At 41.9% G+C, this 14,295-nt stretch carries 11 protein-coding genes, 3 tRNA genes and 1 other annotated feature (1 of these 15 running past the window's edge); of the genes, 1 reads left to right on the forward strand and 13 read right to left on the reverse strand.

Annotation, left to right across the window (positions count from 1 at the left end):
* Positions 1 to 46 precede the first annotated feature (46 nt).
* The 11 genes from pepV to hpt form a co-directional block, all read right to left on the reverse strand.
* The gene (gene pepV, locus EC328_RS07060) at positions 47 to 1,447 is read right to left on the reverse strand and encodes a dipeptidase PepV (protein WP_128426121.1); all 1,401 of its coding nucleotides are present in this window, start codon (positions 1,445 to 1,447) and stop codon (positions 47 to 49) included.
* 13 nt (positions 1,448 to 1,460) lie between these two features.
* Positions 1,461 to 3,368, reverse strand: a complete 1,908-nt coding sequence (gene thrS / locus EC328_RS07065) for a threonine--tRNA ligase (protein WP_128426122.1) — start codon at positions 3,366 to 3,368, stop codon at positions 1,461 to 1,463.
* 291 nt (positions 3,369 to 3,659) lie between these two features.
* The gene (gene hisS, locus EC328_RS07070) at positions 3,660 to 4,979 is read right to left on the reverse strand and encodes a histidine--tRNA ligase (protein ID WP_128426123.1); all 1,320 of its coding nucleotides are present in this window, start codon (positions 4,977 to 4,979) and stop codon (positions 3,660 to 3,662) included.
* A 65-nt stretch (positions 4,980 to 5,044) separates the two neighbouring features.
* Positions 5,045 to 5,779 carry a DUF6873 family GME fold protein gene (locus EC328_RS07075; protein WP_128426124.1) on the reverse strand — a complete coding sequence of 245 codons (735 nt, stop codon included), beginning with the start codon at positions 5,777 to 5,779 and terminating at the stop codon, positions 5,045 to 5,047.
* Positions 5,780 to 5,835: 56 nt separating this feature from the next.
* Positions 5,836 to 5,909 (reverse strand) — tRNA-Cys (locus EC328_RS07080).
* A 5-nt stretch (positions 5,910 to 5,914) separates the two neighbouring features.
* Positions 5,915 to 5,989: transfer RNA gene (locus EC328_RS07085), tRNA-Gly, on the reverse strand.
* Between the two features lie 22 nt (positions 5,990 to 6,011).
* A tRNA-Phe gene (locus tag EC328_RS07090) sits at positions 6,012 to 6,087 on the reverse strand.
* Positions 6,088 to 6,130: 43 nt separating this feature from the next.
* Positions 6,131 to 7,006 carry an Hsp33 family molecular chaperone HslO gene (hslO, locus tag EC328_RS07095; RefSeq protein WP_240671461.1) on the reverse strand — a complete coding sequence of 292 codons (876 nt, stop codon included), beginning with the start codon at positions 7,004 to 7,006 and terminating at the stop codon, positions 6,131 to 6,133.
* A 36-nt stretch (positions 7,007 to 7,042) separates the two neighbouring features.
* Positions 7,043 to 7,786, reverse strand: coding sequence for a class I SAM-dependent DNA methyltransferase (locus EC328_RS07100; RefSeq protein WP_128426126.1), 744 nt, complete (start codon positions 7,784 to 7,786; stop codon positions 7,043 to 7,045).
* Positions 7,787 to 7,796: 10 nt separating this feature from the next.
* The gene (locus tag EC328_RS07105) at positions 7,797 to 8,735 is read right to left on the reverse strand and encodes a type II CAAX endopeptidase family protein (RefSeq protein ID WP_128426127.1); all 939 of its coding nucleotides are present in this window, start codon (positions 8,733 to 8,735) and stop codon (positions 7,797 to 7,799) included.
* Between the two features lie 57 nt (positions 8,736 to 8,792).
* Positions 8,793 to 9,335 (reverse strand): hypoxanthine phosphoribosyltransferase, encoded by a 543-nt coding sequence (gene hpt, locus EC328_RS07110; RefSeq protein WP_276318530.1) that lies wholly within the window; start codon positions 9,333 to 9,335, stop codon positions 8,793 to 8,795.
* Positions 9,336 to 9,606: 271 nt separating this feature from the next.
* Here hpt and EC328_RS07115 point away from each other — a divergent pair, with 271 nt between their 5' ends.
* Positions 9,607 to 10,125, forward strand: coding sequence for a DUF4364 family protein (locus EC328_RS07115; RefSeq protein ID WP_128426128.1), 519 nt, complete (start codon positions 9,607 to 9,609; stop codon positions 10,123 to 10,125).
* Between the two features lie 7 nt (positions 10,126 to 10,132).
* On the opposite strand, the gene EC328_RS07120 is transcribed toward EC328_RS07115, so the two are convergent.
* Entirely contained in the window at positions 10,133 to 11,431 is a 1,299-nt protein-coding gene (locus EC328_RS07120) for a bifunctional folylpolyglutamate synthase/dihydrofolate synthase (protein ID WP_128426129.1), read from the reverse strand.
* Positions 11,432 to 11,443: 12 nt separating this feature from the next.
* A complete protein-coding gene (locus EC328_RS07125; RefSeq protein WP_128426130.1) occupies positions 11,444 to 14,089 on the reverse strand; it encodes a valine--tRNA ligase in 2,646 nt (881 codons plus the stop codon).
* Positions 14,090 to 14,127: 38 nt separating this feature from the next.
* Positions 14,128 to 14,295 (reverse strand) — a binding site (T-box leader); it runs 39 nt beyond the window's last position.

Raw genomic sequence — 14,295 nt, forward strand, 5'->3', positions numbered from 1 at the left:
AATTCCTTACACATTATATGCTACTACCAGGTCTTTGTCAAATAAATTATTGCGAAGCCAATTGGTAAATAGCTTTTGAGTATATATCTGCAAGATCAACAAGGTGCTCTATGGATATATATTCATCCTTCTGATGTGCAACATCTGGCTGACCTGGGAACATGGGTCCAAATGCAACAGCATTTTTGGTAGCTCTTGCGTAGGTTCCACCGCCTATGGTTATTGGTTTTGATTCCTTATCTCCTGTATGTTCCTGATAAACCTTCATCAACGTTTCCACAAGGAAGTTATCCACCGGAACATATAGTGGCTTGGAATCAGATTTTCCCTCTACCAACAGGATAGGTGTATCCTTAAGGTTTTCCCGGATCCCATCATATACCTCCTTAGCAGCCGACTTTATGGGATACCTGACGTTTATTGTAATAATAATCTCGTTATCCTTTAACGCTATCATTCCTACATTAAAATTTAGCTTCCCGGATACGTCATCCTCCAGACCGCACCCAATCTTCTCACCATGATGATTATTGGCAAGCCTTTCGTTGTATAAACGAATAAAGCTGCACATCGAACATCCGCCATTGTATACTGCTCCAAGAAAACTCATTAGATGTGTTATTGCATTTTCTCCTTTTTCAGGGGTGCTCCCATGTGCAGAGATGCCTCTGGCATCTATTACCAGGTCATCTCCCAAGCTGGTAAGAGTAACAGGTAAATTTTTTTCATCAGTAAATTTATCGAAGGCTGCTTTGAATAAAACTTTGTCTTTCACACTCAGCACAGCTTTAGCACTGTCTGGGACCATATTTGGTGCAATTCCTCCATTAAGCTCCTTAATAAAAACCTCACAGTCCTCTGACTGATGCAGCTTGTACTTAAGGTTGAAAATAATTATACCCTTCTCTCCATGGATGACTGGAAATTCAGCATCCGGAGTAAATGCCATATCAGGATGCTCTACCTTTGAAAAGTAATGCTCCATACATCTCCAGCCTGATTCCTCATTCAACCCAAGAATGAGTCTGACCTTCCTCTTCAGGCTGATTCCACTGTCTTTGATTGCTTTCATTGCATAAAGGGCCGCCATAGCTGGCCCTTTATCGTCAGTAGTTCCTCTTCCATAAATCTTACCGTTGTGTATTTCTCCTCCATAGGGTGGATATGTCCATCCATCTCCTTCAGGGACCACATCGAGGTGGGCAAGTATTCCCAAAGTTTCCTCACCATCACCCATTTCAAGGTGTCCGGCGTAGCCATCCAGATTTAAGGATCTGAAGCCCATGCTCTCGCCCAACTCCAGAAAATGATTTAGTGCTTCTTGGTTTCCTTTTCCAAAGGGCATGCCTGGCAGTTCGGACTCTTCAACTGATTTGATCCTTATGCTTTCCTGGGTGGATTTTATTAAATCAGCTTTCATGGCATCGATATATCGTCTGAATTCCATTTAATTCCTCCACTTAGATTATTTTCTTGCTTACCTCTTCAGAAAGCTTGTCGATGAATGCCTCCATGCTCATTTGGCCAAGATCTCCCTCGTCTCGCTTTCTTACGGATACTAAGCCTTCTTCAATTTCCTTTTCGCCGACTACCAACATATAGGGAATCTTCATCATCTGTGCTTCTCTAATTTTAAATCCTATTTTCTCAGCTCTGTCGTCAGTTTCCACTCTAAAGCCCTTATCCTCCATTGTTCTTCTGATCTCATGTGCATAATCATTGAATTTTTCGGATATAGGAAGAACTGTAGCCTGTACTGGAGCCAGCCAAGCAGGGAATTTCCCAGCAAAGTGTTCAATCAATATTCCCATGAATCTCTCCATGCTGCCAAGTATAGTTCTGTGTACCATTACCGGTCTTTTCTTTTCATTGTCCTTGTCCACATAGGTCAGGTCAAATCTTTCAGGCATTTGAAAATCAAGCTGTATTGTACCGCACTGCCAAGTCCTCCCTATAGCGTCCTCTAAGTGGAAGTCTATTTTAGGTCCATAGAAAGCACCGTCACCAGGATTTATCTTATACTCTATGCCCTTTTCATCCAGTGCTTCCTGAAGACTTGTTGTCGCAAGCTCCCACTGCTCCTCAGAACCCATTGAATTCTCAGGTCTTGTTGACAATTCGATCCTGTACTTGAATCCAAATATGCCATATATATAATCAGCAAGGTCAATAGTTTTTTTAAGCTCCTCCTTGACCTGAGAAGGCAGCAAATATAAGTGAGCATCATCCTGCGTAAAGCTTCTAACTCGCATCAGTCCATGAAGCGCTCCTGAAAGCTCATGTCTGTGAACCAGGCCCAGCTCGCCCCACCTGAGAGGGAAATCCCTGTAGCTGTACATCTTTGATTTGTAAACAAGTATTGAGCCTGGACAATTCATTGGCTTGATTGCAAAGGCACCTTCATCGATGGACGTAAAGTACATATTCTCCTTATAATGATCCCAGTGACCGGATTGATGCCATAAATGCTCAGATAGTATAAGTGGAGTTTTTATTTCTCCATAGCCTCTCTTTGTATGCTCATCTCTCCAGAAGGTTTCAAGGATATTCCGGATTATCATTCCCTTTGGATGGAAAAATGGGAAACCAGGCCCCTCATCCTGCATACTAAAAAGATCAAGCTCTCTGCCCAGCTTTCTGTGGTCTCTTTTTTTGGCTTCTTCCAGCCTGTTCAGATATTCCTCAAGGTCCTTCTTCTTTTCATAGGTAGTACCGTATATCCTTTGGAGCATCTTGTTCTTCTCGTCGCCTCTCCAGTACGCACCAGCGATACTCATAAGCTTGATAGCCTTTACTCTCTTAGTATCGTATAGGTGAGGTCCAGCGCAAAGATCTGTGAATTCACCAAGCTTATAGAAAGAAATAATCTCTTCTGGCGGTAGGTTTTCGATAAGATCAACCTTATATACCTCTCCACTATCCTTAAAAAATTTCAAGGCCTCATCTCTTGACATTTCAAATCTTTCAAGCAAATAGCCTTCCTTGGCGATATTATGCATTTCATTCTCAATAAGCTCCAGGTCTTCCGGGGTGAATCTGTGTTCAGTGTCAAAATCGTAATAGAAGCCATTGTCTATTGCTGGCCCTATGGCAAATTTGACGCCTGGGAATAGCTTTTGTACCGCATATGCCATGATATGAGCTGATGTATGCCAAAAAATCTTCTTACCCTCAGGATCCTCGAACTTCACCACTCTGAAGCTTGAATCTTCATTGATGCTTTCCTGCATCCCCATTATCTTTTCATTAACAACAGCTCCTACGGCAACTCTTGCCAAGCCTTCAGATATATCAGCAGTTACGTCATATACCTTGATGCCTCTCTCATATTCCCTGACTGTTCCGTCAGGCAAAGTCAAACGTATCATTTTTATTCCTCCTTAAAAAAATAAGGCCCATCATCCCTGCTGAATGCAGGGACGAAGGACCGTGGTTCCACCCTAATTATACTCATTTTGGTTAACGCTCTTTGCGTACTTCCTTTCGGAATATGCTCCGGGGTGGTTTTCGGATGAATATCATCAGAAAGGCTTTCAGCCATGGCCTTTCTTCTCTTGCATGCTTTTTCATCCTACTCGTCCCATCTTTGCATTTCATATTTATGTTGTATCAATTTTACCAGCAAACCCTTATAGTGTCAAGACATTGTTGTCCTGTGGTTAATGGATTTCCCGCAGCTTTTGTATGACGCCTTCGATGGAAAGTCTGGTCTGCTCACCGGTCTTCATATTTCTAAGAGTATACATACCGCTTGATTTTTCTTCCTCTCCGATCACTGCCACATACGGTATTCCCAGCTTATCAGCGTAATTGAACTTCTTCCCAAGCTTTGCATCCTCAAGATAAATCTGCGCATATACATCCTCGGCTCGAAGCTTTGCAGCAAGCTGGATACCTTCAGCCGAATATCCTTCCATAGGTATTACAAGGACCTTTGAAAGATGGTAGTTCTCAGAGGAAATAATCCCTGCCTCCTCCAGTTGATAGAATAACCTTGTCAGTCCGATCGAAATCCCTACTCCTGGTAGCTTCTGGTTTGTATAATGAGATGCAAGGTCATCGTATCTTCCTCCGGAGCATACGCTTCCTATATCAGGGTAATCGTTCAGGATAGTTTCATATACTGTACCTGTGTAATAATCCAAGCCTCGAGCAATGGTAAGATCCAAGGCATAGTTTTTTTCCGGTACACCGAATAACTTTAGATAACCTACGACTGTCCCTATCTCTTTTACTCCTTCCAGAAACACTTCGTGCTCAATATTCAGAGAGTTCAGGCTATCAATTATTTCAGCCGGTGAACCCTTGATCCCGATGAAACCAATTATAGATTCGATACTGTCCTTATCGATGCCATTGGCAAGCAGCTCTTCGGTGACCTTTTCCAGGCCAATTTTCTCCAGCTTGTCAACAGCTCTCATAACTATGTGAGGATCTTCAACTCCCAGTGAGGAGAAGAATCCGGTCAGTATTTTCCTGTTATTCATTCTTATAGTGAAATTGTCGAATCCAAGGTCCTTAAACGTTGAATAAATAACACTCGGTATCTCGGCATCATTGATTATATCCAGGGAACCATTACCAATTATATCAATATCTGCCTGATAAAATTCCCTGAACCTTCCCCTTTGGTTTCTTTCTCCTCTGTATACCTTTGCTATGTGATACCTTCTGAAGGGAAAAGCAAGTTCTGAATAATGCTGAGCGACATATCTCGCCAATGGGACTGTAAGATCAAATCTCAAGGACATTTCCGTGCTCCCCTTAACCACCTGATAAATCTGTTTTTCGGTCTCACCGCCACCCTTAGCCAGCAATACCTCAGTTTTCTCAATTACAGGTGTATCTATGGGTAAAAATCCAAACTTTTCATAATTCTTCCTTACAGTATCCATCATGTTGTTGAACAGCATTTGACTTTGTGGTGTCAGTTCCATGAATCCAGGTAATATGGAAGGCTTTACAATATTCTTGCTCATTCACTTTCCCCCTTACTAAAAGTATCTGGTCTTTATTTTATCATTGTTTTCTGATAGATTGTACATCAAAATGTAAGAATCGTTCCGATATCAATGACTTGCTCCTGGCTTAATTGAATATGCCTGATATTGTATTTGCCTAAAAACTCATTTATAATACCCCACGACGGGTGATGGGTAAGGCTTCCCGCAATCAAAAGCTCTCTTTCTGACAACAACCCCATTGATCCACCTATGAACCCGTAGTTTAGTCCCGGGAGTCTGATGTGGCCATGCTCGATCAAAAGTATATCATATCCGATTTCCCTGAGGCTTGCTGCTAAGCCTACGTCAGAAGTAATACCCTGTGCCTCACCGATAATTGCCAGAGAGCACTTGCTGTACCCTTGCCTTACGTTCAATATCTGCAGGTCTCCAGATCTTAACTCTGCCTCAGCAATTTCATCGAGGTGATCCTGGCTGCATATGACTCTATTCCCGAGAATCGCCGCATTATACTTTATATTGGCAGGATACTTGTACCCTGGTTCGCCAGCTCCCTTTATAACCACAAAATCGAAAGGTTCAAGCTTATCCCTGTAGTATTCATATACAGAGGGTGCAACAACAAGCTTTTTATAGCCAACAGGGAGCATAGCAATGTCCGGGTGATTGGATATCGCTTTATATACACCAACAAGTGGTATCGTTTCAATGATATTCTCAATATGCTCTCTTAAACCTGATTTAACTGCTTCAGGCGCATCTCTGCTTATGATTGCCAGGCTTGCTCTTGACTCAGGTACATAGGGATTTTTCATTTTATCCTCCATAACACAAAACCCTTCTTAGGTCATAAGAAGGGTTGACTTCGTTTTGGAGGCGACACCCAGATTTGAACTGGGGGTGAAGGTTTTGCAGACCTCTGCCTTACCACTTGGCTATGCCGCCTCGTATGGAGCGGAAGACGAGATTCGAACTCGCGACCCTCGCCTTGGCAAGGCGATGCTCTACCACTGAGCCACTCCCGCATTTCCATTTGATGTACTATTGTGGTGCCCAGAGCCGGAATCGAACCAGCGACACGTGGATTTTCAGTCCACTGCTCTACCGACTGAGCTATCTGGGCCGGTTTAACCTTTCCGGGCTGATGTCACAATAGCAAGTATACATTATTGCCCTCTTATTGTCAATAAGATTTTCTCCAGATCTTCCTTGTCAAATCGGTATTTCGTATTACAAAAATGGCATACTACCTCACTTTCGCCATCCTCTTCGATTATGTCACGGATCTCCTTGTCGCCCAGACTTACGAGGACATCCCTTATCCTTTCAACTGAGCAGTCGCAATGATACTTTAGCTCGAGTGTATCCGTGATCTCCATATCAAAGCCAGGTAGAAGAGAGTTCATTATCTCCTCAGGTGTCATACCTTTATCAACCATCGTTGAAATAGGTTCAGCGTTCCTAATGGATTCCTCTATTTGGGAAATTTCCTCCTCCGTAATAAATGGTAAAACCTGGATCATATAGCCTCCTGCAGCTTTACAGGTTATGTCTTTGTCTATCAATACTCCAAGACCTACTGCTGTTGGGAATTGCTCCGAAACCATGTAGAAGTTTGCTATGTCTTCAGCTATCTCTCCAGTCAAAAGACTCGTCTGGCCTATATACGGTTCCTTTAAGCCCAGGTCCATTATGACAGTAACTGTTCCATCATTACCAACTATCCTTCCGACATCAAGCTTTTTGTCAGGTGTACTTGGGGCATCGGCACCTGGATTGTCCACAAGTGCTTTCAATTCCCCTTTGTTATTCCCAACAACTATTATAGAACCAAGCGGTCCTCCACCTGATATCTTTAATGTCAATTTGTCTCTTTCGTTTTTCATGGTTGCAGCCATCATAGCGGCTGCAGTGATGGCTCTTCCAGCTGCAGCAGTAGCCGTTGGTGAAGAGCCGTGCAGTCTTCTGAATTCTTCAACTATACCTGTTGTAGAAGCAGCAAACATTCTAAGCCTGCCCAGCTTATCCATGCTCCTAATCATATAATCCTTCACTATATCACCCTTTTCTGTAATTTACTATAATTTAGTTGCGACGTAATTTATCCTTTCAGATTCGTTACTAAAGCTTTCAAAGCTGAAGGCCTCATATGCCTCAATATTTTGAAAACCAGCTTTTAACAGAAGCTCTTTTATGTCTTCTGTTCTATATGCCCTCTCTTGATGGACCTCATCGAATCGTTTGTAGTTTAGTCCATCATCTGTTACGAAAAAAGTCAAAATGAAATCCACTATCCCTGTTTCTTCATCAAGCTGGTTTTCCCAAGTGTAGAAAACATGCTCCCTGTCCTCTAGGAAAATATTATTTCCGAGTATATTCCTTAGCTTATGCTCGGAGTTTAAGTCAAATATGAATATACCTCCTGGCTTAAGGTGCCTGTATACATTTGCGAATGTCTTCTCAATATCTCTTTCATCCAATATATAGTTTATACTATCGCATATAGCCAAAACAACATCATAGCTTTTATCCATTTTGAAGTTTCTCATGTCCATGTTGAAAAGTCTCAGCCCTTTGTATTTCCTAAGCTTATTGCCCGCAAGAGCAAGCATCTCCTCCGAGGAATCAAATCCATCTACAAAGTAGCCTGTCCTGAGGAGTTCCTTTGTAAGATTTCCAGTGCCACATGCCATCTCAAGGATATTTTTGCCATTCAAGCCTTTGTTGGCAATGATGTCATTGATGTACTTTCCCCACTTATTATAGTCGAAATCATCCATTAATTGATCATATAGAATTGAAAATTTGTCGTAAGTACCCATAAAAACCCTCCTAACCAGCGAGAAAATACATATAGTTTACAATGGCGAATAGGCCAATGGTTACAAAAACAGGAACCCAGTATACTCGCTGATTATCATCCCACTCATAGAAACCCTCATCTAAAACCTCCGTTTCGTGCAGAGGTTCCTGAGATTTGGGAAAATATTTGAGTATCAGAAATAAGATCACCAGTGAAAAGAGCCCCCACCCTGCAAGTAGTACTAAGGCTGCTATAGCTTCAAGCCCTGATGGAAGCTGTGGTGTTCCGGATGCGACCTCCTCCAGCCTCTCAAGCATACTTGAGGCAGCAAAACCAATCGAAAGAGCAATGCCATTGTTAAGTGTATGTCCAATTATAGTTGCGTACAGGCTTTTTGTCTTTATCATTATTATCCCCAGGATCAACCCTAAAAATGCAGGCCCCAGGAAGTTCATAAGATTGAAGTGAAATAATCCAAAAAGCAGCGACGAAAGGATCAATGCCTTCTTCTCTCCCAATCTGCCATAAGCAGACTGCATCGTACCCCTGAACATTACCTCTTCACATATTCCTGGTGTTACCGCGATAACAAAAAGTGCAAGCCAGTACTCTGGCCAGCTCGATGGAATAGGCACCCCGGTGGGAAGACTGTCACTTACTGAATTTAGAAATAGCATCATAATATAATTCAGAAATACGGCTATAGGATAGGCAAATATCATAGTAAGAACAGTGAATAATCCCTGTTTCAAACTAATTGGATTCAGCTTTAAAACCTTCTTCAGGGAATACCCTCTGAGCTTAAGGAAGAGGATGTTTGGAAGGAGTATTATTAGATATTCTGTTATCAGAATTCCGGTATAAAGTTCTTTTCTCTGAACCAACCCCCCTACGAGAAGGAATGCCAGACCGAGCGAAAGGTATAAAATATTTACTCCGTTAGGAGATGGAATTCTCTCTGTTCTCACTGAATCACTTCCTCCGAATCAATAAATACACCTGCAGCAAGTGCAGGTGATGTTTAATTACTCAAATGTAAAAATATAAGGTATATTCCTGTAGTGATCTCCGTAGTTCAGACCATATCCGACTATGAACACATCGGGTATCTCATACCCAACGTAGTCCGGCACAAGATCCACCTGCCTACGGCTTGGTTTGTCAAGCATTACGCAGATTTTGATCGAAGCTGGTTCCCTCTCCTCCAGATGCTCCATTACCTTCAATAATGTATGACCTGAATCGATTATATCATCGACTATCAGTACGCTTTTACCTTTAATTTCACCTCGTATATCCTGCAGAATCTCAACTCTTCCTGATGATATCTCAGCGTGTCCGTAGCTTGCTGTTGTCATAAATTCAATTTCTACCGGAATGTCCATTTCTCTGGCAAGATCGGCAGTAAAAATGAAGCTGCCTCTCAGAAGAGACACTATTACGAGGTCCTTGCCCCTATAGTCTTTGCTGATCTCCTTGCCCATTTCCCTGACTCTGTTGCTTATTTCATCCCTGGAAATTAAAACCTTCTCTTTTTTGTCCTCAAACAAGTCAGTCTCTCCCTTCAACTTATTTTCTCCCCAATATCTGTTTTATTTCCCTTAACTCCCTTAAAATAAGATTCAAGGTGAATTGAATGCTGATTATAATTATAAATATTATAGCACCTACTATCAGGTTTGTATTCATAAAATACCATCCTTTATTCTAAAAATCAAGCTTCTGATTTTCATTATACCCAAAGGGTAGAACAACACCACATTAGGCTTAAACAAATCACATAGATTATCTGCTAAAATCTGTGGTATAATCCTATCAAATATTATGAGGTGATACAATATGTTCCAGGGAATGTCAGAGGACACAGCTCTACAAAGACTGATACTCTTGAAGATAACCAGTTCTTCAATGTCAAATATTACTAATACTAAAATATCAGAAGCCGCAATTGAAAACTTCGATATGAATTTCTTTCAGGTTCAACAGCATCTCTCTGAGTTAACCGAGAGTGGATTCCTGGCAAGTTCAAAATTCGGAGGAGAAGTCACCTATTCCATAACAGATGCTGGTGATTCTATACTGGAGCTTTTTAAGGATAAGCTGTCGGATCAGATCAGTAGTCTTGTAGAATCATTATTCATAACCTCAGGGCAGCTGCAAGGAGCTGACGCCTCATATTTCCTGTCAGAAACAGGAGAATTTTCCGTAGATCTTGTTTTAACTGAAAGAGGCTTAACCATATTCAGGCTTACCCTTAGTATACCGGATGAGATACAGGCGAAAAAAATCTGTTCTAATTGGAAGCTTGAGCCTTCAAACATATTTGGTAAAATCATGAAAATAATTGATCCAGTCTAAAACCCTGCTATATTAGCAGGGTTTTAGCAATTGTTCTAACCTCTCCAATCAAATAAAGTGAACCTCCAAAGAGCACCATATCTTCAGGACCAGCCAGCTCGATAGCCTTCCTCACAGCTTTATCTATTGATGGCTCAACGTACACTTTATCAGTATACTTCCTTATTTCCTCAGCCAGCAGATCAGCCTTCAGCTTCCTGGGCATACTAACTTCAGTTACAACAACCTCGCTGGCCAATGGAATCAGCTTTTCTATCATATGGGTATAATCCTTATCCTTAAGGACTCCTACACCCAAAATAAGCCTTTTAAATTTAAATAAACTTACGGCCTTTGCCAGATTTTCAATACCTTGAAGGTTATGAGCCCCGTCAATCAGGAAGATCGGTTCACGACTTAGAACCTCAAGCCTCCCCTTCCATTTTGTTCCCATCAAGCCTTCATATAGCTGTTCATCAGTAAATTTGACCAAACCTCTTTCCCTTAATTCAAGAAGGCAAACTGCTGCTGTTGAGGCGTTATAAATCTGGTAATCACCGAGCATAGATATTCTGATCCCCTTATGGGAATGACCTTTATAATGCAAATCAAATACGCTGCCTTTATCATTTTCAGTTTTCACTTCAATGTCATCTGGATCGACCTCTACATAGTCTGATCCTATCTCCTCAGATACCCGTTTTATAACCTGCCTGGATTCATCTCTTTGTGGATATGCTACGACCAGTCCGTCTTTTTTAATTATCCCTGCCTTCTGATAAGCAATTTCTGCCAGTGTGGTCCCCAGAACATCCATATGATCATAATCTATGGTTGCTATAACTGAAGCTAAAGACTTTTCAATAATATTTGTCGAGTCAAATCTACCGCCCAGACCAACTTCAAGTACGATGTAATCAACTCCAGCTTCCTTGAAATATAGGAAGCCCAAAGCAGTTACTATCTCAAAGGTGGTAGGGTGCTCAATTCCTTCTGAAACCATTCTATCAGCAGCAGATTTAACCTCTTCAGTAAGTCTTCCAAGTGTCTCCTCTGGAATATCTACACCATTTATCTGGATCCTCTCGGTAAATCTCTCCAGGTACGGAGATGTATACAACCCTGTCCTATAACCGGCTGTCTCAAGGCATTTTGCAATATAAGCTGATATTGAGCCTTTACCATTTGTACCGCCAATATGGATATACTTCATATCCTTATGAGGTTCTCCAAGGTGGTATAACAACCTTCCAACTGAATCCAAACCGAGCCTGGAGCCATATTTGTCCTTATCATTGATATAAGCTAACGCTTCCTGGTAGTTCATTTTATCCTCCCACTATTTCTTTAAGGAATTAATCCTTTCCAAGACATTTTCAAGCATCTGCTTGTACTTAATCTGTTTTTCCTTTTCCTCGTCAACAACCTTAGCTGGTGCTTTGGCGACAAATCCCTGATTAGAAAGCTTAGCATCAACCCGCTTGATTTCATCCTCCAGCTTGGCCTTCTCTTTTTCAAGTCTCTCCAGTTCCTTGTCAAAGTCAATCAAATCTGCAAGAGGAAGGAAAACCTCACATCCATCCAATACAACTGACACGAAGCCCTCCCCAAATCCGCTTTTATCTGAGGTAAATGTAATGGAATCAGCCGATGCCAAGGTTCTGAACTTCTTCTCACTTTGAGAAATTATTTCCTTTAAAGATTCATCCTCAGTAACAAATATCAACCCTGCCTTCCTGGAGGGGACAATATTCATCTCAGCTCTTGCATTTCTGATACCCTTAATGGCTGACTTGATAAATTCAATATTCTTCTCAGATTCCTCAAACAAAGACGCGCTATCAGGCTTTGGCCAGGCTTCCATTATTAGGGCATCCGACTTGCCGGGCAAATGCTGCCAGATTTCCTCTGTTATGAATGGCATAAAAGGATGCAGAAGCTTCAAAGTATCTCTCAGTACCGACACAAGAACCTGCTGAGCTGTTGCCCTTGAGGTTTTATCCTCGCCATATAATCTGGTCTTTGTCATTTCGATATACCAGTCGCAGTAATCCTCCCAAATGAAGTCGTATACCCTTTGGGCAGCCAGTCCAAGTTCATATTTATCCAGGTTAGACTTAACGTCCCCTATAACCTTATTCAGTCTTGTAATGATCCATTTGTCTTCTGGCTCCAGCTCCTTGGTGTCGATGGTATAATCCTCAGTCTCATCGTCAAGATTCATCATTACAAATCTTGTGGCATTCCAGAGCTTGTTGGCAAAGTTTCTGCTTGCCTCAACTCTTTCAGTGTAAAATCTCATGTCATTGCCAGGTGTATTACCCGTAACCAAAGTGAATCTTAGAGCATCAGCTCCGTATTCTTCAATAAGCTCAAGAGGATCTATTCCGTTCCCCAGAGATTTGCTCATTTTCCTTCCCAGTGAGTCTCTGACAAGACCTGTAAGGAAAACATCCTTGAATGGAAGCTCTCCAGTCTGCTCAAGGCTTGAGAATACCATTCTGATGACCCAGAAAAATATAATATCATAGCCTGTTACAAGAACATCCGTTGGGAAGAAATAATCCATATCCTCAGTATCTTCAGGCCATCCCAGTGTAGAAAAAGGCCAAAGGGCCGATGAAAACCAGGTGTCAAGAGTGTCCGTCTCCTGACGGATATTCGTGCTTTCACATTTGCTGCATTTTGTAATTTTTTCTCTTGATACGATTATCTCTCCACAATCGTCACAATAGTATACAGGCAGTCTGTGTCCCCACCACAACTGTCTTGAGATACACCAATCCTTGATATTCTCGAGCCAATGTGTGTATACCTTCCCGAATCTTTCTGGTATAAATCTTAATTCACCATTATAATAGGCCTCCAATGACGGCTTAGCGAGTGGCTCCATTCTTACAAACCATTGCTTTGATATCAGCGGTTCAATAATTGTTTTGCATCTTTCACAATGGCCTACAGCATTGTCATGATCCTTAACTGTCTCCAGATAACCCCTTTCCTCCAGTGCTTTGGCCACAGTCTTTCTGGCTTCGAACCTCTCCAGGCCTTCGAATTCAGCTGCGTTGGAATTCATAAACCCGTCCTCGTTTATAACCACGCATTGGCCAAGTCCGTGCCTTTCTCCCACTTCAAAATCATTTGGATCATGGGATGGTGTTATTTTTAGAGCGCCCGTCCCAAATTCCATCTCAACATATGGATCAGCTATAACAGGTATCTCTCTGTTGATGATTGGAACCAAAGCGGTCTTTCCAACCAAGTGTGAATATCGATCATCGTCTGGATGAACTGCAACGGCAAGATCTCCCAGGATTGTCTCTGGTCTTGTTGTGGCAATGGTAATAAACTGATCACTGTTCTTTATTGGATATTTAACATGCCACAGGTAACCATGAGCATCCTCGTGGTCCACTTCGGCATCTGATATTGCAGTATGACAGCTGGGACACCAGTTGATGATCCTATCTCCTCTGTAAATCAGTCCTTTATCATAAAGCCTTACGAAGACCTCTTCAACGGCGTTGCTAAGCATCTCATCCAGTGTAAATCTATCTCTGGACCAGTCACATGAAACTCCAAGCTTTTTCAATTGGTTTTTTATAGTCCCGCCATATATGTCGGTCCATGCCCAGGCTTCCTTAAGGAAACCTTCTCTGCCCAGCTCCTCCTTGCTTTTCCCTTCAGATTTTATCTTCTCTACTACCTTTGCCTCAGTAGATATGCTGGCATGATCCGTTCCTGGCAGCCAGAGAGCGGAATATCCCTCCATCCTCTTCCACCTGATAAGCACATCCTGAATAGTATTGTTCAGGGCATGTCCCATATGCAAGCTTCCCGTTACATTTGGCGGAGGCATCATTATTGTGTATGGTTTCTTATTTTTGTCAATTTCAGGTGTGAAATACCCATTGTCGTTCCAGAACTTATAAAGTCTGTCTTCAAACTCCTTTGGATCATAATTCTTTGGTAAATTCTCTAACATAGATTCCCCTCCTCGTAAAAATAAAAAACCCTCATCCGTGTAAGGACGAAGGGTTCGCGGTACCACCTTAATTCCACAGCTAAAGCTGAGGCACTTATATGAAATAACGGTTCCCCGTGCAGACTTAGATTAATCAGTCTGCCAGCTCAAAAGCGACCTTCATCATATTCCTACTGCGGCTCTTCCACCAGCAAGCCTGCTCTCTA

Source organism: Gudongella oleilytica (genome assembly GCF_004101785.1).
Lineage (GTDB): Bacteria > Bacillota > Clostridia > Tissierellales > Tissierellaceae > Gudongella > Gudongella oleilytica.